Annotated in this window: 15 protein-coding genes and 2 pseudogenes; 10 read left to right on the top strand and 7 right to left on the bottom strand. The window is 72.4% G+C overall.

Annotation, left to right across the window (positions count from 1 at the left end):
* Positions 1-49: 49 nt before the first annotated feature.
* The gene (gene purB, locus AB0B50_RS26815) at positions 50-1,492 is read left to right on the top strand and encodes an adenylosuccinate lyase (protein WP_362336992.1); all 1,443 of its coding nucleotides are present in this window, start codon (positions 50-52) and stop codon (positions 1,490-1,492) included.
* Positions 1,493-1,618: 126 nt separating this feature from the next.
* Here the strand turns inward: purB and lysA are convergent, their stop codons facing one another.
* Together lysA and AB0B50_RS26805 are read right to left on the bottom strand one after the other, a co-directional pair.
* On the bottom strand, positions 1,619-3,118 hold the full coding sequence (gene lysA / locus AB0B50_RS26810) for a diaminopimelate decarboxylase (RefSeq protein ID WP_362336989.1): 1,500 nt from the start codon (positions 3,116-3,118) through the stop codon (positions 1,619-1,621).
* A 25-nt stretch (positions 3,119-3,143) separates the two neighbouring features.
* Positions 3,144-3,563, bottom strand: a complete 420-nt coding sequence (locus AB0B50_RS26805; protein WP_362336986.1) for an SAV_915 family protein — start codon at positions 3,561-3,563, stop codon at positions 3,144-3,146.
* Positions 3,564-4,006: 443 nt separating this feature from the next.
* Between AB0B50_RS26805 and AB0B50_RS26800 the strand changes: the two genes are divergently transcribed.
* The 5 genes from AB0B50_RS26800 (at position 4,007) to AB0B50_RS26780 (ending at position 11,096) form a co-directional block, all read left to right on the top strand.
* Positions 4,007-4,849 (top strand): GNAT family N-acetyltransferase, encoded by an 843-nt coding sequence (locus AB0B50_RS26800; RefSeq protein ID WP_362336984.1) that lies wholly within the window; start codon positions 4,007-4,009, stop codon positions 4,847-4,849.
* Between the two features lie 96 nt (positions 4,850-4,945).
* Positions 4,946-6,793, top strand: coding sequence for a methylmalonyl-CoA mutase small subunit (mutA, locus tag AB0B50_RS26795; RefSeq protein WP_362336981.1), 1,848 nt, complete (start codon positions 4,946-4,948; stop codon positions 6,791-6,793).
* On the top strand, positions 6,793-8,994 hold the full coding sequence (gene scpA / locus AB0B50_RS26790; RefSeq protein WP_362336978.1) for a methylmalonyl-CoA mutase: 2,202 nt from the start codon (positions 6,793-6,795) through the stop codon (positions 8,992-8,994). Before mutA ends, scpA begins: the two co-directional genes overlap by 1 nt.
* A 19-nt stretch (positions 8,995-9,013) precedes the next feature.
* On the top strand, positions 9,014-10,006 hold the full coding sequence (gene meaB / locus AB0B50_RS26785) for a methylmalonyl Co-A mutase-associated GTPase MeaB (RefSeq protein WP_362337759.1): 993 nt from the start codon (positions 9,014-9,016) through the stop codon (positions 10,004-10,006).
* A gap of 34 nt (positions 10,007-10,040) precedes the next feature.
* Positions 10,041-11,096 (top strand): enoyl-CoA hydratase/isomerase family protein, encoded by a 1,056-nt coding sequence (locus AB0B50_RS26780; protein ID WP_362336975.1) that lies wholly within the window; start codon positions 10,041-10,043, stop codon positions 11,094-11,096.
* Between the two features lie 37 nt (positions 11,097-11,133).
* On the opposite strand, the gene AB0B50_RS26775 is transcribed toward AB0B50_RS26780, so the two are convergent.
* The gene (locus tag AB0B50_RS26775; protein ID WP_362336972.1) at positions 11,134-11,616 is read right to left on the bottom strand and encodes a hypothetical protein; all 483 of its coding nucleotides are present in this window, start codon (positions 11,614-11,616) and stop codon (positions 11,134-11,136) included.
* An 82-nt stretch (positions 11,617-11,698) separates the two neighbouring features.
* On the opposite strand from AB0B50_RS26775, the gene AB0B50_RS26770 reads away from it, so the two are divergent.
* Complete coding sequence (locus tag AB0B50_RS26770; RefSeq protein ID WP_362336969.1) at positions 11,699-12,886, top strand: histidine kinase; 1,188 nt, start codon at positions 11,699-11,701, stop codon at positions 12,884-12,886.
* Positions 12,887-12,986: 100 nt separating this feature from the next.
* Complete coding sequence (locus AB0B50_RS26765; RefSeq protein WP_362336967.1) at positions 12,987-14,144, top strand: ROK family transcriptional regulator; 1,158 nt, start codon at positions 12,987-12,989, stop codon at positions 14,142-14,144.
* 177 nt (positions 14,145-14,321) lie between these two features.
* Here AB0B50_RS26765 and AB0B50_RS26760 read toward each other — a convergent pair whose 3' ends face one another.
* Both AB0B50_RS26760 and AB0B50_RS26755 read right to left on the bottom strand, forming a co-directional pair.
* Complete coding sequence (locus tag AB0B50_RS26760; protein WP_362336964.1) at positions 14,322-15,083, bottom strand: GntR family transcriptional regulator; 762 nt, start codon at positions 15,081-15,083, stop codon at positions 14,322-14,324.
* Positions 15,084-15,390: 307 nt separating this feature from the next.
* Positions 15,391-16,281: an RNA polymerase sigma-70 factor gene (locus tag AB0B50_RS26755; RefSeq protein WP_362336961.1), complete on the bottom strand. Its 891-nt coding sequence runs from the start codon at positions 16,279-16,281 to the stop codon at positions 15,391-15,393.
* Positions 16,282-16,484: 203 nt separating this feature from the next.
* Between AB0B50_RS26755 and AB0B50_RS26750 the strand changes: the two genes are divergently transcribed.
* Positions 16,485-17,315 (top strand): alpha/beta fold hydrolase, encoded by an 831-nt coding sequence (locus AB0B50_RS26750; protein WP_362336958.1) that lies wholly within the window; start codon positions 16,485-16,487, stop codon positions 17,313-17,315.
* Positions 17,316-17,402: 87 nt separating this feature from the next.
* Here the strand turns inward: AB0B50_RS26750 and AB0B50_RS26745 are convergent.
* Positions 17,403-18,206: pseudogene (locus tag AB0B50_RS26745) on the bottom strand (EamA family transporter); the annotation flags it as partial.
* Positions 18,207-18,369: 163 nt separating this feature from the next.
* Here AB0B50_RS26745 and AB0B50_RS26740 point away from each other — a divergent pair.
* On the top strand, positions 18,370-19,884 hold the full coding sequence (locus AB0B50_RS26740) for a PLP-dependent aminotransferase family protein (protein WP_362337756.1): 1,515 nt from the start codon (positions 18,370-18,372) through the stop codon (positions 19,882-19,884).
* Here AB0B50_RS26740 and AB0B50_RS26735 read toward each other — a convergent pair.
* A pseudogene (locus tag AB0B50_RS26735) lies at positions 19,842-20,087 on the bottom strand (VOC family protein); the annotation flags it as partial. The gene AB0B50_RS26740 and the pseudogene AB0B50_RS26735 overlap by 43 nt on opposite strands.
* Positions 20,088-20,091 lie beyond the last annotated feature (4 nt).

The following is a 20,091-nucleotide window of genomic DNA, read 5'->3' as shown; positions in this document are numbered from 1 at the left end:
TGTAGGGACGGTCAAAGTGCAGGTCGGAGGCCAGGTAAACTCCGTACACGTGACTGCTGCGCCTGCAAAGCCCCGTATCCCGAACGTCCTCGCCGGACGTTATGCCTCCGCCGAGCTCGCCACCCTCTGGTCGCCCGAGCAGAAGGTGAAGCTGGAGCGTCAGCTCTGGCTCGCCGTGCTGCGTGCGCAGAAGGACCTCGGGATCGAGGTTCCGGACGCCGCCATCGCCGATTACGAGCGTGTCCTCGACCAGGTCGACCTGGCCTCCATCGCCGAGCGCGAGAAGGTCACGCGCCACGACGTGAAGGCCCGCATCGAGGAGTTCAACGCCCTCGCCGGGCACGAGCACGTCCACAAGGGCATGACCTCGCGCGACCTGACCGAGAACGTGGAGCAGCTGCAGATCCGGCTCTCCCTGGAGCTGATCCGCTCCCGTACCGTCGCCGTCCTCGCCCGGCTCGGCAAGCTCTCCGGCGAGTACGCCGAGCTGGTCATGGCGGGCCGCTCCCACAACGTCGCCGCGCAGGCGACGACCCTGGGCAAGCGCTTCGCGACCGGCGCCGACGAGCTCCTCGTCGCCTACCGCCGCCTCGACGAGCTGATCGGCCGCTACCCGCTGCGCGGCATCAAGGGCCCGGTCGGTACCGCCCAGGACATGCTCGACCTGCTCGGCGGCGACGCCGACAAGCTGACCGAGCTGGAGGGCCGGATCGCCGGTCACCTCGGCTTCGACAGCGCCTTCACCTCCGTCGGCCAGGTCTACCCGCGCTCGCTCGACTACGACGTCGTCACCGCCCTGGTGCAGGTCGCGGCCGCGCCGTCCTCGCTCGCCAAGACGATCCGTCTGATGGCCGGGCACGAGCTCGTCACCGAGGGCTTCAAGCCGGGCCAGGTCGGCTCCTCCGCGATGCCGCACAAGATGAACACCCGCTCCTGCGAGCGCGTGAACGGCCTCACCGTCATCCTGCGCGGCTACGCCTCGATGACCGGCGAGCTGGCGGGCGACCAGTGGAACGAGGGCGACGTCTCCTGCTCGGTGGTCCGCCGGGTCGCCCTGCCCGACGCGTTCTTCGCGCTCGACGGTCTCCTGGAGACCTTCCTGACCGTCCTCGACGAGTTCGGCGCCTTCCCCGCAGTCGTGGCGCGCGAGCTGGACCGTTACCTGCCGTTCCTGGCCACCACCAAGGTCCTGATGGCCTCGGTGCGCGCGGGCGTCGGCCGCGAGGAGGCCCACGAGGCCATCAAGGAGAACGCGGTCGCCTCCGCGCTCGCCATGCGCGAGCAGGGCGCCGAGCGCAACGAACTGCTCGACAAGCTCGCGGCGGACGAGCGGATTCCGCTGGACCGCGCGCAGCTGGACGAGCTGATGGCCGACAAGCTGTCGTTCACCGGTGCCGCGAGCGACCAGGTCGCCACCGTCGTCGCGCAGATCGAGGCGCTCCTCAAGGAGCACCCCGAGGCCGCCGCCTACACGCCGGGCGCGATTCTCTAGCGACACGACGCGATAGCGGCAACGACAGCGACAGCGACGTACCTAGGTCGCGTCATCGACGTACGAAGGCCCCGGAGCCGTGCGCTCCGGGGCCTTTGCGCGTGCTGTGACCGCGTCTCCTGAGAGCTACAGGCCCACGTCCCGGCTCCGGTAGTCCTCCAGCGATTCGCGACGCACGAGGAGCCGCGCGTGCCCGTCGACCACCGCGATCACGGGCGGGCGGCCGACCAGGTTGTAGCCGGAGGCCATCGACAGGTGGTACGCGCCGGCGACCGGGACTGCGAGCAGGTCCCCGGGCCGTACGTCGCCGGGCAGCGGGACGTCCGAGGCGAGGACGTCGCCCGCCTCGCAGTGCCGTCCGACCACCGTCACCGGCGCGGGCTCCGCCGTGGAGTGCCGGCCGATCAGGCGCGGCACGTACCTCACGCCGTAGAGCGCGGGCCTGGGGTTGTCGCTCATCCCGCCGTCGACGGCGACGAACGTCCGCTCGCCGGTCCGCTTGACCGCGAGGACCCGGTAGAGCGCAACCCCCGCCGGGCCCGCGACGGCACGCCCCGGCTCCACGACCAGGCGCGGCACGCTCAGGCCCGCCGCCGCGCAGCTCTCGATCAGCTCGGCGCGCACCTTGCGGGCGAGGGCGGCGATGTCCAGGGACTCCTCGCCGGGGCGGTACGCGATGCCGTGCCCGCCGCCGAGGTCCAGTTCGGGGAGGGTGACCCCGTGCTGGTCCTTGATCCGCGCCATCAGACCGACCATGCGCCGTACGGCGCACAGGAACGGCTTCTCCGTGGTGATCTGCGAACCGAGGTGGCAGTGCAGGCCCACCAGTTCGAGCGTCGGCCGGCCGAGGACGCGGGCGACGGCGTGCTGAGCCGAGCCGTCCGTGAGGGACAGGCCGAACTTCTGGTCGTCGGTGCCGGTCCTGATCTTGGCGTGCCCGCCGGCCGCGATGCCGGGCACCACCCGGACCATCACCTTCTGCCTGCTGCCCTGCGGAACGGCCGCGGCGAGGCGGGCGATCTCGGACGCGCTGTCGATGACGATGCGGCCGACCCCGAGCCGGAGCGCGGCCCGCAGGTCCTCCGGGCTCTTGGCGTTGCCGTGCAGCACGATGCGCTCCGCGGGGAAGCCCGTGGTGACGGCGAGTTCCAGCTCACCGGCCGAGCACACGTCCAGGCCCAGGCCCTCCTCGTCCACCCAGTGCGCCATGGCGCGGCACAAGAACGCCTTCGCGGCGTACAGGACGTCGGCCTCCGGGAAGGCGCGCAGATAGGCGCGGCAGCGTGCGCGTACATCGCTTTCGTCGATCAGGTACGCGGGGGTGCCGAAGCGCTCGGCGATCCCGGTCAGCGGCACACCGCCGACGGCGAGGTCGCCGTGGGCGAGCCGTGCGGTGGAGGAGGGCCAGACGGACAGTTCGGCGTCGGGCGGGGCGGCGGCGCGATCTCCCGAAGGGCCGCTCGACGCATCCGTCGCGGAGTGGGTCTGGTGGGTCTGCTGAGTCTGATAGGCCTGTTGAGCCTGGTGGTTCGGGTGATTCGAGTGGTTCAGGTGGTTCGGGTGGGTCGGGGCGTCCGTCGCGGCTAGGCTCTGCGGCGGGACCGGACCTGCGTGCAGTGTGGTCATGACGGCTTCTCTCTTCGCCTCGACGTCAGCCGATCCACAGGGTGAGGGCGCCCGCCAGAGCGGCCGCGCCGGTGACCCGCAGCGCGCCCACCGCTTGGGGGTCCCAGTCGCGCCAGGCGGCGCCGAACCGTGCGCGGGGACCGGCCGGCGGCGGGCCGACGGGGTGCGCGGCGAGCCTCGGGTCGACGGTGACCTCGCTGACGCCGAGCGGTGCGGTGAGGGACCGCAGTGCGGGCTCGGAGAGCCTGATCCAGGCCTGGCGGTCGCCCAGGGCGGCGCTCAGGCGCTGCGGGGTGGTGAAGGCGACGGCGGTGCGCCCGCCGACGGGGGTGCGGAACAGGCGGGCCACACAGCCCGCGGGTCCCGGCCGGACAGGGACGAACAGGGGTCCGGCCGGGCCGGGTTCACAGGGCTCGGGGTCCTCGCCGCACAAGAGCTCTGCCATGGGGTTCCTCCAAAGGAGACGCATTCGGGCACCGCGGGCTCGACCCGCAAGCCGCGGCATACGGTGACGTTATGCCCGGCACACCGTGCCAACCGACCCTCCATGACGCGACGTTGACGCACACGCGTCCCGCCCTGACGCGATACTGGCGCTCCGCAGGCCCGCCCATCAGGGGCGCGTCAGGGCCGTCGGGGCGCTCTTGAGCCGCCGGGCCCGGATCAGTTGGATGACGGGCACGGCGGGGAACCCGGTGCCGCGGCGGTCACCGGCCGCTCGCGGCCCCGCAGGCCGCCACACCTCGTTTCACCCGAAGGTCGCACTCCCGTCTCCGCTTCACCCGTACGTCGCACTCCCTCTCCGTTCCACCCGGACTCCGTTCCACCCGGACTCCGTTCCACCCGGACTCCGTTCCACCCGAAGGTCGCACTCCCGAGGAGCACCTGATGATCCAGCTGTCCCCGCACCGTCGGCCCGCCGCGCCCCACTGGTTCACCCCCGGGTCCCCCGGGCCCGCGTCCCTCCCCGAGCACGTCGAGGCGAGCGGCGTCGGCGCCTGGTGGGCCGACCGCGACCGGGACCCGCGGGCCGTGGCGGTCGCGTGCGCGGGCCATGTGCTGCTCAGCGGTGATCCCGGCGGCGTCGCGCCGGACCTCCTCGCCCCCTTCGCCCACAGCCACGTGGAGACCCCCGCCCGCTTCCTGCCCGTGCTCGGCGCCGCCTTCGACCGCCTCGTGCCGACGGAGCGCATGGTGTACGTGCACTGCGAGCCGGTGGAGCCGCCGCGGCTGAAGCGGAGCGTGACCATCCGCCGTCTGGAGCCGACCGACGCGCCCGCGCTCGCCGCCCTCTCCCCCGACTCGGCGTGGATCCATGCCAGTTGGGGCGGCCCCGAGGGCCTGGCCGCCTCCGGCCACGGCTTTGCCGCGTTCGACAGGGACGGCGGCGTCGCCGCCGTGGCCTGCGGTTACTTCGTCGGCCGGACATACGAGGACGTCGCCGTGCTCACCACGCCCGAGCGCCGCCGCGAACGCCTCGGCCTCGCCTGCGTCACCGCCCTGTGCGCCGACATCGCCGCGCGCGGCCGCACCGCCAGCTGGTCCTGCGGCCGGGACAACCGGCCCAGCCGTCTGCTGGCCTGGACGGCCGGTTTCCGCCTGCGGCGCGAGTACGTCCAGTACGTCACGGGAAACCCCATCGCCCGACTGCTCCCGGGCGTTCCGGCACCCGTGTCACCTGCGGCGCAACCGATCGCGACGGCACCGGAACCCTCTCTCACGGGCCTCTAGCCGCCTGCCCGTTCGAGATCAAGGGTGAACGGAAGAGGGCAAGGTCACAGCCAGTTTTGGCACCGCGTGCCAGGGGTTCCCCCCTAGCATCGGGGCATGACGGTCCTGCCTGACGACGGGCTTTCACTGGCCGCCGAGTTCCCTGATGCGACCCATGAGCAATGGCAACGCCTGGTGGAAGGCGTGCTGCGCAAGTCGGGTAAGGACGTATCGGGCACAGCGGCCGAGGAAGCGCTGTCCACCGCCCTCGAGGACGGGCTCACCACCCGCCCTCTGTACACCTCCCGTGACACCGCCCCCGATGTCGGACATCCCGGTTTCGCCCCCTTCGTACGGGGTGGCACGGCAGGCGGCAACGCGGCCACGGGCTGGGACGTCCGGCAGCGGCACGCGAGCACGGACCCCGCCCGCACGAACGAGGCAGTGCTCGGCGACCTGGAGAACGGCGTCACCTCGCTCTGGCTCGGCGTCGGCGCGAACGGCGTACCGGTGGCCGATCTGACCACGGCACTGAACGGCGTCTATCTCGACCTCGCCCCCATCTCGCTCGACGCGGGCGCCGAATTCGCCCCGGCCGCCCGCGAATTGCTCCGTCTGTACGAGGCGGCAGGCGTCGCCAAGGAGTCGGCGCGCGGTGCGCTCGGCGCGGACGTCCTCGGCCACGAGGCCCGCACCGGCGAGGAATTGGACCCGGCCGAGGCCGTCGAGCTGGCCCGTCTCTGTGCCCGCGAGTATCCCGGCCTGCGCGCCCTCACGGTCGACGCGCTGCCCTACCACGAGGCAGGCGGCTCGGCCGCGCAGGAGCTCGGCGCCTCACTCGCCACCGGCGTCGCCTACCTGCGACAGCTGACCGAGGCCGGACTCTCCGTCGAAGAGGCCTGCGCACAGCTCGAGTTCCGCTACGCGGCCACCGCCGACCAGTTCCTGACCATCGCCAAGTCGCGTGCGGCGCGCCGCCTGTGGGCCCGCGTCGCCGAGGTGTGCGGAGCCCCCGCCGCGGGCGCGCAGTACCAGCACGCGGTGACGTCGCCGGTGATGATGACCCGCCGCGACCCGTGGGTGAACATGCTGCGCACGACGGTGGCCTGCCTGGGCGCGGGCGTCGGCGGCGCCGACGCCGTCACCGTCCTGCCGTTCGACCACTCGCTGGGCCTGCCCGACGCGTTCGCGCGCCGTATCGCCCGCAACACCTCGACGATCCTGATCGACGAGTCGCATCTGGCCCGGGTCATCGACCCGGCGGGCGGTTCCTGGTACGTGGAGCGGCTCACCGACGAACTCGCCCACGCGGGCTGGGAGTTCTTCCAGGAGATCGAGCGGGCGGGCGGCCAGGCGGCCGCGCTGCGCTCGGGCATGATCGGCGAACGGCTCGCCGCCACCTGGGCCGAGCGCGGCAAGAAGCTCGCCAAGCGGCGCGAACCCATCACCGGCGTCAGCGAGTTCCCGCAGCTCACCGAGCGCACCGTGGAGCGCGAGGCCGCCCCTGCCGCGCCGACCGGCGGCCTGCCGCGGGTCCGCCGCGACGAGGCGTACGAAGCGCTGCGCACCCGCTCGGACGCGCATCTCGCCACCACCGGCGCGCGCCCGCGGGTGTTCCTCGCCGCGCTCGGCCCGGCCGCCGCGCACACCGCGCGCGCCACCTTCGCCGCCAACCTCTTCCAGGCGGGCGGCATCGAGCCCGTGCACGAGCCGGTGACGGTCGACGCCGGGACCGTGGCCGAGGCGTTCAAGGCGAGCGGCGCGACCGTGGCGTGCCTGTGTTCCAGCGACGCGCTCTACGCCGAGCAGGCCGAGGCCGTCGCGCAGGCCCTCAAGGGCGCGGGCGCGGAGCGGGTGTTCCTCGCCGGGCGCGGTGAGTACGCCGACGTCGACGCGTACGTCTACGCGGGCTGCGACGCCGTCGCCGTGCTCTCCTCCACCCTCGACCGCATGGGAGTGGCGTAATGCGGATCCCCGACTTCTCCTCCATCGACCTGGGCTCCGCCGGGGGCGCACAGGGTTCGCACGAACAGTGGCGGACCGCCGTGAAGGAGTCCACCGGCAGGTCCGAGAGCGACCTGCTGTGGGAGACGCCCGAGGGCATCGCGGTCAAGCCGCTGTACACCGGGGCCGACCTGGAGGGGCTCGACTTCCTCGGGACGTATCCAGGCGTCGCGCCGTATCTGCGCGGCCCCTACCCGACGATGTACGTGAACCAGCCCTGGACCATCCGGCAGTACGCGGGATTCTCCACCGCAGAGGAGTCCAACGCCTTCTACCGCCGCAACCTCGCGGCCGGGCAGAAGGGCCTGTCGGTCGCCTTCGACCTGCCCACCCACCGCGGGTACGACAGTGACCACCCACGTGTGACGGGCGACGTCGGCATGGCGGGCGTCGCCATCGACTCGATCTACGACATGCGTCAGCTCTTCGACGGCATCCCGCTGGACAGGATGACGGTGTCGATGACGATGAACGGCGCGGTGCTGCCCGTCCTCGCGCTCTACATCGTGGCGGCCGAGGAACAGGGCGTACCGCCAGAGAAGTTGGCCGGGACCATCCAGAACGACATCCTCAAGGAGTTCATGGTCCGCAACACCTACATCTATCCGCCGAAGCCCTCGATGCGGATCATCTCCGACATCTTCGCGTACACCTCGCAGAAGATGCCGCGCTACAACTCCATCTCGATCTCCGGCTATCACATCCAGGAGGCGGGCGCGACGGCCGACCTGGAGCTGGCGTACACGCTCGCGGACGGTGTGGAGTACCTGCGCGCGGGGCGCGAAGCCGGCCTGGACGTGGACGCGTTCGCGCCGCGGCTCTCGTTCTTCTGGGCGATCGGCATGAACTTCTTCATGGAGGTCGCCAAGCTCCGCGCGGCGCGCCTGCTGTGGGCGAAGCTCGTCAAGCAGTTCGACCCCAAGAACGCCAAGTCGCTCTCGCTGCGCACCCATTCGCAGACCTCGGGCTGGTCGCTGACCGCGCAGGACGTCTTCAACAACGTCACGCGCACCTGCGTCGAGGCGATGGCGGCGACGCAGGGCCACACCCAGTCGCTGCACACGAACGCCCTGGACGAGGCGCTCGCCCTGCCCACCGACTTCTCCGCGCGCATCGCCCGCAACACCCAGCTCCTGATCCAGCAGGAGTCGGGCACGACACGCTCGATCGACCCGTGGGGCGGCAGCGCGTACGTCGAGAAGCTGACGTACGACCTGGCACGCCGTGCCTGGCAGCACATCGAGGAGGTCGAGGCGGCGGGCGGCATGGCACAGGCCATCGACGCCGGCATCCCGAAGCTGCGCGTCGAGGAGGCCGCGGCCCGCACGCAGGCCCGCATCGACTCCGGGCGTCAGCCCGTCATCGGCGTCAACAAGTACCGGGTGGACAGCGACGAGGAGATCGAGGTCCTCAAGGTCGACAACTCCTCGGTGCGCGCCCAGCAGATCGCCAAGCTGAAGCGGCTGCGCGAGGAGCGCGACGAAAGGGTCTGCCAGGACGCCCTGCGCCGCCTCACCGCGGCCGCCCAGCGCGGCATGGGCCAGGGCCTGGAAGGCAACCTCCTCGCGCTCGCGGTCGACGCGGCCCGCGCGAAGGCCACGGTCGGCGAGATCTCCGACGCATTGGAGAGCGTGTACGGGCGGCACGCGGGCCAGATCCGTACGATCTCCGGTGTGTACCGCACCGAAGCAGGTCAGTCCCCGTCCGTCGAGCGCACCCGCACGCTCGTGGACTCCTTCGACGAGGCCGAGGGCCGCAGGCCGCGCATCCTGGTCGCCAAGATGGGCCAGGACGGCCACGACCGCGGCCAGAAGGTGATCGCAAGTGCCTTCGCCGACCTGGGCTTCGACGTGGACGTCGGCCCGCTGTTCCAGACGCCGGCCGAGGTCGCGCGCCAGGCCGTCGAGGCGGACGTGCACATCGTGGGCGTCTCCTCGCTGGCCGCCGGGCACCTGACTCTCGTACCGGCACTGCGCGAGGAGCTCGCCGCCGAGGGCCGCGACGACATCATGATCGTCGTGGGTGGAGTCATCCCGCCGCAGGACGTGGACGCGCTCCACGAGGCGGGCGCCACCGCCGTCTTCCCGCCCGGTACGGTGATCCCCGACGCGGCGTACGACCTGGTGAAGCGACTGGCGGCCGATCTCGGCCACGAACTGTGAGGCGGTGAGCGCCGACCTCATGCCTGTGACGATCGACATCGACGCCTATGTGAAGGGCGTCCTCGACGGGAAGCGCGCGTACGTCGCGCGCGCCATCACCCTCGTCGAGTCGACCCGGCCGCAGCACCGCGCGCTGGCGCAGCAGTTGCTCACCGAGCTGCTTCCGCACAGCGGGCAGGCGCGGCGGGTCGGCATCAGCGGCGTGCCCGGCGTCGGCAAGTCCACGTTCATCGACGCGCTCGGCACGATGCTCACCTCGCTGGGGCACCGGGTCGCGGTGCTCGCGGTCGACCCGTCGTCCACGCGCACGGGCGGCTCGATCCTGGGCGACAAGACCAGGATGGAGCGGCTCTCGCTGGATCCGGCCGCCTTCGTACGTCCGTCTCCCTCCGCCGGGACGCTCGGCGGGGTCGCCAAGGCGACCCGGGAGTCGATCGTGGTGATGGAGGCGGCGGGGTACGACGTGGTGCTCGTGGAGACCGTGGGCGTCGGCCAGTCGGAGACGGCGGTCGCGAACATGGTCGACACGTTCCTGCTGCTGACCCTCGCCCGCACCGGCGACCAGCTGCAGGGCATCAAGAAGGGCGTTCTGGAGCTGGCGGACGTGATCACGGTCAACAAGGCGGACGGCCCGCACGAGCGGGACGCGCGCTCGGCGGCACGTGAACTCGCGGGCGCGCTGCGCCTGATGCACCCCGCGGACGCCGCCTGGACCCCACCTGTCCTGACGTGCAGTGCCCGTGAGTCGAGCGGCCTGGACACCCTCTGGGAGCGCATCGAGCAGCACCGCGCCCTGCTCGACTCGACGGGCCGCCTCGCCGCCAAGCGCCGCGACCAGCAGGTCGACTGGACCTGGTCGATGGTGCGGGACGAGCTGCTCGGGCGGCTGCGTGCGCACACGGACGTGCAGCGGCTCGCCCCTGACCTCGAACAGCGCGTCCGGGAGGGCACATTGACGGCCACGTCCGCCGCCGAACAGATCCTCGACGCGTTCCAGGGCGACCGCCCCTGACCGCGCACCCCCTGCAAACGGAGCCACCCGCACCATGAACGCCACGCACGACGCCCCCGGGGACTCCCCCGCCGACTCCCCCGTCCTGCTCCGCCGCGAAGGACGAGCGGGACACATGGTCCTGAACCGGCCCCGGGCCATCAACGCCCTGAACCACTCCATGGTCCGGATCATGCATGACGCTCTCGACGACTGGGAGCGGGACGCGTCGGTGGCGACGGTGGTGATCACCGGCGCCGGGGAGCGCGGTCTGTGCGCGGGCGGCGACATCCGCTCCATCCACGACGACGTGCGCGCGGGGCGCCCGGAGGCGACGGCGGCGTTCTGGCGCGAGGAGTACCGGCTCAACGCCCGTATCGCCGCCTTCCCCAAGCCGTACGTCGCCGTCATGGACGGGATCGTGATGGGCGGGGGCGTGGGTGTCTCGGCGCACGGCAGCGTGCGGGTGGTCACCGAACGCTCCCGGGTCGCGATGCCCGAGACCGGCATCGGCCTCGTGCCGGACGTGGGCGGCACCTACCTGCTCACCCGTACCCCCGGCGAACTCGGCACGCATCTCGCGCTGACGGGCGGGGCGGTGGGTGCGGGCGACGCGCTGCTGTGCGGCCTCGCCGACCACTGCATCCCGTCCGAGCGGCTGCGCGAGTTCACCGCGGCGCTCGCCGATACGGACGCGTCGCACGCCGTGCGGGAATACGCGACCGGGGCGCCGGGAGGTGAACTGGCCGAGCACCGCGAGTGGATCGACCACTGCTACGCGGCGGACTCGGTGGAGGAGATCGTCGACCGGCTCCACGCCTCCGGGGACCGGCACGCGAAGGAGGCCGCGGAGACGATCCTCGCGAAGTCCCCGACCGCCCTGAAGGCCACACTCGCCGCGCTGCGCCGGGCACGGGAACTGCCGTCCCTGGAGGCGGTCCTGGAGCAGGAGTACCGCGTCTCCTGTGCCGCGCTCGCCACGCCGGACCTGGCCGAGGGGATCCGTGCGCAGGTGGTCGACAAGGACCGCAACCCGCGCTGGTCGCCCGCGGAGCTGGCGCAGGTGACGGCGGCGGACGTGGCCCGCTTCTTCGAGCCGGCGGACTTCTAGCGGTTCTTCTGTCTGCTCTTCTGTCTGCGAGGCCCCGTCACGGCGGGTCGATCTCCGTGATCACGGCGAGGAGTTGGAAGGGCAGCTCCTTGTCCCACTGGGCGACGCCGAGGGCGATCCAACGCCCGTCCACGTGCCACAGGTGGAGATCCGGCACGGCCGAGCACAGCTGCGCCCACGGCTCCGGTATCGCGTCACTCTCCTCGCTGTCCTCGTTGTCCTCGCTGTCCTCACTCCCCTCCGCGTCCATCAGACGGTCGAAGAGGCTGCTGAGGCTGAACTTCTGCGGCGGGCCCCAGCGGTCGGCCAGCAGCACGGTCAGGCCGTCACGCTCGGCCTCGAACTGCTCCTCGGTCTCGTCCCGACGGGTGCCGTCGTCCTCCCAGAAGGTGCCGCTCGTCAGTAACTCCGCGATGTGGTACCCGGGACCCTCCGAGCCACACCGCGCCCTGCCGTGCTCCGCGGGGAAGTCCCGGGAACGCAGCAGGTCGATGGCGGCGAGATGCTGTGCGGTACTCATGACGTCCAGTAAAGCGGGCACCACTGACAACGCGTCATGTGCCGCGGGACCGGCCGCCGGTGGTGCCTGGCACGATGACGGCATGCCCGGCTTTCTGAGACCCCTGACCCGCGCGGTCACCTACACGCGGTGGCTGCACGTCCTCATGGGCTCGGTGATCGCCTGGATCTGCGCCGCGATCCATCCCGGCCTCCCCGTTCCCACGCCCGCCGCATGGCTGCCCGTCCTGGTCGTTCCCGTCCCCTTGGTCGTGGCGGCCGCCATGGTGCCCGCCGTGCGCCGGGCCGAGGGACTGCAGGCACGGCTGATGCTCTTCCCCGGCGCTCACCCGCGCGGCGGCGACCGCCACGCGCGCGTGGCGGAGGTCGCGGAGGATCCGGGCGTCTCCGTCACCCCGTCCGCCTCGTGGCGGGACCGGGCCAGGACCGCGGTGTGGCTCGTGCTGCGCCTGGAGGTCGGCGTCGCCACGGCCCTGGCGACGGCACAGCTTCTCGGGCTCGCTCTGACGCTGGTGGGTTCCGCGGACCCGGTGGCCGTCCCGCTGAGTCTGCTGCCGGTCCTCGTGGTACTCGTCCTGATGGTGGTCGGCGGCCACCTGATGGCGAGGGCCGCGCGCCGCCTCCTCGGTCCCTCCCCCGCGGAGCGCCTGGCCGCCCTGGAGCAGCGCACCGAACAGCTCCTGGAACGCAACCGCATCGCGCGCGAGCTGCACGACTCCATCGGACACGCGCTGACCGTCGCCGTCGTCCAGGCGGACGCCGCCAGGGCCGCGGGCGACCCGGCGTTCACCGACCGCGCACTGGAGGCCGTGGCGGAAAGCGGCCGCGCGGCCCTGGAGGACCTGGAGCGCGTCCTGCGGATCCTGCGGGAGGACGAGCGGCCCGCGGGCGCACGGCCCACCCTCCTCGACGCCGAACGTCTCGTCGGCTCCGCCCGCGCCTCGGGCGCACAGGTCGACGCCGAGATGACGGGACCCCTGGAGCGGGTGCCGGGGCCGGTGTCTCGCGAGGGCTACCGCATGCTCCAGGAAGCCCTGACGAACGTGTTGCGCCACTCGGGCCCGGTGCCGGTCGAGCTGCGCGTCGCGGTCGACGACGCCCGCCTGGTGATGGACGTGCGCAACGCACTCCTCTCGCCGTCGGGCGCCACCGGGCGCGGCGGCAGCGGACTGCGTGGCATACGGGAGCGGGCCGCGCTGCTCGGCGGGCGTGCCACCACGGGACCGCACGACGGCGCGTGGCAGGTCCACGTCGAGCTGCCCCTGCGGTGATCTACGCTGACCGCGCGCACATGGCGAGCCCGGCACTCGCCGCCGGCGTGTGCTACGAGTACGATCCGGCCATCATGCGCACGAGCTGGAAGGACGGACGTTGGGGCGGCTGACCGGCGGGGACCCCTCTCTGTTGCGGCGGATCAACTCCGCGGTGGTGCTGCACGCGCTGCGCGCCGCGGACTTGGCGACGCTCACGGAGATCACCCGCGTGACCGGACTCTCCAGACCCACCGTCGAGGGGGTCGTCGAGGGGCTCATAGAGGCCGGGCTCGTGGTGGAGTCCGCACCCGAGGACAGCGGTGCCCGACGCCAGGGACGGCCCGCACGGAAGTACCGCTTCCGGGCGGAGGCCGGTCATCTGCTCGGCCTGGAGATCGGCCCCCACCGAGTGGCGGCCGTCCTCTCGGACCTGGACGGCACCGTGCTCGGCACGGCGTCGAAGGACGTCTCCGAGGAGGCCTCCGCGGACGACCGCCTCGAACGCCTGCGCACGGTGGTCGCGGACCTGCTGCGCCGCGCGGGCGTCGCCCGTAGCTCGCTGCGCGCGGTCGGCGTCGGCAGCCCCGGCATCCTGGAGGCGGACGGCACGGTGCGGCTGAGCACGGCCCTGCCCGAGTGGACGGGCCTCCAGCTCGGCGAGCGGCTTCGCCGGTCCTTCAAGTGCCCGGTCCTGGTGGAGAACGACGCCAACGCGGCGGCCGTGGCCGAGCACTGGAAGGGCGCCGCGGCCGACACCGACGACGTGGTGTTCGTCCTCGCGGGGCTCAGTCCGGGGGCCGGGTCGCTGATCGGCGGCCGGTTGCACCGGGGGTACGGCGGCGCCGCCGGAGAGATCGGCGCACTGCACCTGCTGGGCCGGGAGGTCTTTCCTGAGACGCTGCTCTCCACGACGGACGAGCCGCTGCACCCCCTCGACGAGCAGGCCGTCGCCGAGGTCTTCGCGCACGCGCGCGAGGGCGACGAGCGGGCGAAAGCGGCCGTGGAGCGGTACATCCATCGGCTCGTGCACGACGTGGCCGCCCTGGTCCTCGCCCTCGACCCCGAGCTGGTCGTCGTGGGCGGCTGGGCCGCGGGTCTGGACGGCGTACTGGAACCGCTGCACCGGGAGCTGGCGCGCTACTGCTTGCGACCGCCGAAGGTGGCGCTGTCGTCGCTCGGTGAGGCGGCGGTGTCGATGGGGGCGCTGCGGCTGGCGCTCGACCACGTCGAGGAGCAGCTCTTCGCCGTCGAGGGGACCGTCACCGCGCGGCGGTGAGGAACCGGGGAACGCGGCGGTGAGGAACCGGAGGAACCACGTGCCCCGACGCACGTGAGCACCGCCTGCCTTCCCGACTCACGTGAGCACCGCCTCCCGACGCACGTGAGCACCGCCCGAAGGCGGTGCTCGTACGCTCCGGAATGCGGTGCGGGAAGCGCGGCGCTCGACGCGCGGTCAGGAAGCCCGGCGCTCCGAGTCGTGGTGGATCTCCACGCCGCCGGAGTCGCCGAAGGTGAGGCGGCAGGTGTCGGCGCGGTAGGTGGCCACGGATACGGCTGCCGTGCGCCCCTCGGCGAAGAAGCGGGTCGTCACGACGAGGACCGGCGCTCCCGGGAGACGGTCCAGAGCCCTCGCGTCGTCCGCGCGGGCCGAGCCGAGCTCGACGGCGCGGTCCTGTCCTTCGAGGCCGAGCCGGGCGAGTTCGCGCATCACCACGCGCGCGCGTGCCGCACCGGACGGCGCGTCCATGCCGGTGACCTCGGCGACCGACGACACGGGGACGTACAGGAGCTCGGCTGCGACGGGCTGCCCCTGGGAAACCCGGGTGCGCCGAACGGTGTGGACCTGCTCGCCGGCCGGGGTCTCCAGCATCCGGGCCACTTCGGCGGGCGGAGCCGCCGGCGCGCAGTCCGCGGGCTGCCAGGCGTCGCCGACCGCGCCCGGCCACGTGCCCTGCGCGGATCCGACGGCCACGCCCATCCGCGGCGGAGCGACGGTCGTGCCGACTCCGCGGCGGCGCTGGAGCCTGCCTTCCAGTTCGAGCTGCTCAAGGGCCTGCCGGAGGGTGGCGCGGGCGACACCGAAGCGGGCGGCCAGGTCGCGCTCGTTCGGCAGGATCTCGCCCACGGCGAACTCGGAGTCGAGCGCCTCACTGAGCACGGTCTTCAGGTGCCAGTACTTCGGCTCCGGCACCGTTTCGAGCTGCGTGGTCCCCACCCTGTCCTCCGCAATCGCCGTTCGCCGGCGGCTTTTTAGCGCCCTTGTTTATTAAAGGTTCCTGCACTATCCCTGCGACCATAGGCCTGCACTCACCCTTGGTCAAGACCAATCCTCGTTCCGTTACAGGCTGCACAGGAGTGATGCCACAGAGCATTCATGCGGAGTTCGCGCGGGGCCAAGCGGGCGTAATCGGCCACGCGCGCGCGAACGGCGCACAAAGATCGCAGCAGAAAGCCCCCGTCACCCAGGGCGGGGGCTTTGATCTGCGGATATGGGTGGTTGAGCGCGATACGAAAGAGCGGTTCTAAGGCGCGAGCGACACGAGCTTGTCCGGATTGCGGACGATGTAGATCTTCTGGATGCGGCCGTCGGCGACATCGAACTGGAACATGCTGTCCAGCTTCCCGTCGATCAGGACCAGCAGGGAGTCCGCGCCGTTGAGTTCGGCGAACCGGAACTCCATCGCCCCGCCGTCCGGGACGCCCTTGCGGGCGGCCCCCTGGAGGAACCGGCCCACCTTGTCGGCGGTTTCGATGACCCGCAGAGGCGCCCTGGCCTTGCCGCCGCTGTCGCCCACGAGGTGGACGTCCGGCGCGAGCAGGGACATCAGCCCGTCCAGGTCGCCGTCCGCCGCAGCGGCCAGGAACCGCTCGGTCAGATCGCGACGCTCGGCCGGATCCACTTCGTAGCGCGGCCGGCCCGCGTCCACGTGCTTGCGGGCGCGCGCGGCGAGCTGGCGCACGGCGGCCTCGTTGCGGTCGAGCGTCTGGGCGATCTCGGAGAAGGGGAACCCGAAGGCCTCGCGGAGCACGAACACGGCCCGCTCCAGGGGCGAGAGGGACTCCAGGACGACGAGGACCGCCAGGGACACCGACTCGGCGAGCACGGCCCGCTCCGCGGTGTCGGGGACGGTCGGGCCGAAGTCGGTGACGTAGGGCTCGGGGAGCCACGGCCCCACGTACGCCTCGCGCCGGGACTGCACGTGGCGCAGGCGGTCGATGGCGAGCCGGGTGGTGACGCGCACCAAGTAGGCGCGCGGTTCGCGCACTTGGTCGTGGTCCGCCGTCGACCAGCGCAGCCAGGCCTCCTGGACCACGTCCTCCGCGTCGGCCACGCGGCCGAGCATGCGGTAGGCCACGCCCATCAGGACAGGGCGGTGCTCTTCGAAGACATCGGTCATGCTGTCGGTAGCCACGCCCTCCATCCCATCCGACGGAACAGCCTGTGTCCAGGTGAAACAGGCGCGGCGCACGGCACATCGGGCCGCCTGCCGCGACCGCCTTCCCGAAGGTCCGGTGGACACCCTCTTGAACTGGGGCCTACTGAGCGGTAATTGTTGCTGACAACCCGTCTAACGCAACTGAGGAACCGTCGCCCGCGGCGGGGACAGGAGCAGTCATGGCCGCAGAGGTCTCCTTCAGCGTCGCGTCGCCCGACGGCCCGCGCACCGTGACGATCTCCTACGAACGGACGGGCGCGGGCGAGCCGTTGCTGCTGCTGCACGGCATCGGCCACCACCGGCAGGCCTGGGACCCGGTGATCGAGATCCTCGCCGCCGAGCACGACGTGATCGCGGCGGACCTGCCGGGCTTCGGGGCCTCCCCCGCGCTGCCCGACGGCCTCGCCCACGACCTCTCCACGGTCGTCCCCGTGCTCGGCGCGCTGTGCGAGGCGCTGGAGGTCGAGCGCCCGCACGTGGCGGGCAACTCCCTGGGCGGGCTGCTCGCCCTGGAGCTGGGCCGCGAGAAGCTCGTGCGCTCCGTCACGGCGCTCTCCCCCGGCGGCTTCTGGACGCCGGCGGAGCGCCGGTACGCGTTCGCCACGCTCCTCGCGATGCGGCGGGGCGCGAGCCTGCTGCCGCTGCCGGCGATCGAGCGCCTCTCGCGTTCGGCGGCCGGGCGCACGGCGCTCACGAGCACCATCTACGCCCGTCCCTGGCGGCGTTCACCGGAAGCGGTCGTCGCCGAGACGCTCGCGCTGCGCGACGCCACGGGGTTCGAGGCGACGCTGGCGGCCGGGCGTGACGTCCGCTTCCAGGACGACGTCACGGGCCTTCCGGTCACCGTCGCGTGGGGCACGGGCGACCGGCTGCTCCTGCGCCGCCAGGGGATCCGCGCCAAGCACGCCATCCCCGGCGCCCGTCTCGTCCGGCTCCCCGGCTGCGGGCACGTCCCGATGAACGACGACCCGGCCCTCGTCGCCCGGGTCATCCTCGACACCTGCCGCTGACGGGCGCCTGCCGAACACTCCGGACCCCAGGGCCACCCCGGCGCCGACGAGGGCGCTGCCGATGGCCTGGGGCACCCCGTACGTGCCCGTGTCGACCAGGGGCGCGGTACAGGCGGCCGCGACCGGGATGAGCCCCGAGAACAGCGTGGCCCGCTCGGCCCCGATCTGCTGAAGGCCCGTGTACCAGAGGACGAACCCGACCACGGTGACGATCACCGCCTGCCACAACAGGGCGGCGCCTTCGATGCGATCGGGCCACCGCACGAACGCGCTCCCGTAGATCACGACCCCCAGGACCGCCGATTCGAGGGCGGCCACGGCGCACACGGTGGCCGCGAGCAGCCGGGGGCCCAGCGGACGCACGACCGGCACGGCGAGCACCGCGAAACCGACCTCCCCCGCGAGCGCGCCCACCGAGAACAGAAGGCCCGGGACGTCCGTGCGGCCCCACCCCTGCACGACGAACGCCCCTGCGGCCACGAGCAGAGCTCCGTACAGCACGCCCCTTTGCAGGGTGCGCCCTTCCAGAAGCGGCACAAGAAGGGCCACGACAACCGGGGCGCACCCTACGAAGACACCCGGTACGGCAGGTTCCGCCGACCGCTCCGCGGCCAGGATCGCCATGTTGAAGCCGACCGTCCCCACGGCCGCGAGGAGCGCGAGGCGCCCCCACTGGCGGCCGGTGAGTCGACGCAGCGGCTCGGTCCCGCCCCTGCCGAGCCACGGCAGCAGGAGCAGACAGGCCAGGCCGTAACGGACGAACTGGCCGCCCGTGTACGGATAGTCGCCCAGCAGGCTGTTGGCGGTGAAGGAGCCGCCGACCAGGAGACAGGCGAGGGCCGCGAAGAGCGCCCCGCGGGAGGAGGCCCGGCGTGCGGAGTTGACGTTCATGCCCTGACGCTAGGAGTCCGGGCGGTCCCCTTTAAGAGCCACTCCAGGGGCTGGTTCGGGGACCACTTGACCCTGCCCGTCGGCACGTTCGCTCGTGATTCCCTTGCCCTCGACTGTCGTTCCGATCCCCCGAAGTCCCGTCCTCCGAAGGAGGTGCACGGCCCTGACAGCACACAGTGACGCCGACCGCGCACGGTGGAGCGCCGCCTGGGAACTGCTCCTGCCGGCCGCGTCCGCGCCCACCCGCAGCCGGGGCCGCGTCCTGCGGTCGGCCCTCCGGGAAGCCGTCAGGTCGGGGCGGCTCACGGCGGGCACCCGGCTGCCGTCGAGCCGTGAACTCGCCGCCGACCTGGGCGTCTCCCGGGGTCTGATCACGGAGGCGTACGAGCAGTTGACGGCGGAGGGCTATCTGCGCAGCGACCGCGGTTCGGGTACGTGGGTGAGCGGCGCGGTGCGGTCCGCGACACCCGCGGTCCGTGATCGCGCGCCACGTGGGGGCCACGCGCGCGTGGACTTCCTTCCCGGCCTCCCCGACCTGTCGCTGTTCCCCCGTGCCGCCTGGGCCGCCGCCCACCGCCAGGTGCTCGCCGAACTGCCGCACCACATGCTGGGTTATCCCGATCCGCGAGGCCTGCCGCGGCTGCGCACCGTCCTCGCCGATCTGCTGGTGCGGCGCCGCGGTGTGGTCGCCGAGCCGGAGCGCGTGGTCGTCTGCTCGGGAGTGGCCCAGGCCATGACGCTGCTCGCGCAGGCGCTCCACGCGCGTGGGCACACGACGATCGGTGTCGAGGACCCCGGCAGCCCCGAGCACGAGACGCTGCTCAGCGCCGCGGGGACCACCCCGGTGCGCATCCCCGTGGACGAGGAAGGGGTGGTGCCCGAAGCACTGCGGGACCGGGGCGTGCGCGCGGTCGTCACCACGCCCGCCCATCAATTCCCCTCCGGGATCGGCTACTCGGCCCGGCGCCGGGCCGAACTCCTGGACTGGGCGCGGTCCGTCGACGGTCTGATCGTCGAGGACGACTACGACGGGGACTTCCGCTACGACCGTGCCCCGGTGGGTGCCCTCCAGGGGCTCGACCCCGAACACGTCGCGTACACCGGCTCGGTGAGCAAGTCGCTCGCTCCGGGGCTGCGTCTGGGCTGGCTCCTGGTGCCCGAAGCCCTCACCGAGGAGATCGTCGAGCGCAAGCGGGTCATCGACCTGGGCAACCCGGTCATCGACCAGGCGCTCCTCGCCCAGTTCGTCGAACGGGGCGATTACGACCGGCAGTTGCGCCGCTGCCAGCGCGCCTACCGCGAGCGCCGGGACACCCTGGTGGCGGCGCTGCAGGCTTCCCTGCCGGGGGTGCGGGTCACCGGGATCGCGGCCGGGCTGCACGTCATCGCCCGGCTACCGGCCCACTGGGGCCCTCAGGACGCCTTCCTGGAGCGGGCGTCGGCGGGCGGCATCGCGGTCCGGCCGCTGGACGCCTACGGCTCGGCCGCGGACCGCACGGGGCCTGCGGCCGACGACGGCGTACGACTGGTCCTCGGGTACGCGCATCTGTCACCGACACGCATCACCGAGGGCGTCCAACTCCTGGCCGGGGCGGTTCAGGACGCGAAGGCCCCGCCTCAGGACACAGACGAACCTCAGGAGTTGGACCACGCGCGCGTGGAGAGCACCAGGCGGTAGCCGTCCGGGTCCTCGACGGTGACGCCCCACTCGTTCCAGTACGGGTTGGGCGACAGGACACGCTTGCCGCCGTGCTCCTCCAGGCGCGCCACGAGAGCCGCGGGCACCTCTTCGTCCAGGTACACGACGAGCAGGTCCTCCTCCGTGGGCCGCGGCTGGACGGGAGCGGCCGCCTCGTGGACGAGTTCGAGGTGCCAGGACGCGAAG

The organism is Streptomyces sp. NPDC041068, from assembly GCF_040647455.1.
GTDB lineage: Bacteria > Actinomycetota > Actinomycetes > Streptomycetales > Streptomycetaceae > Streptomyces.
This window is presented reverse-complemented; position numbering and strand designations above follow the sequence as displayed.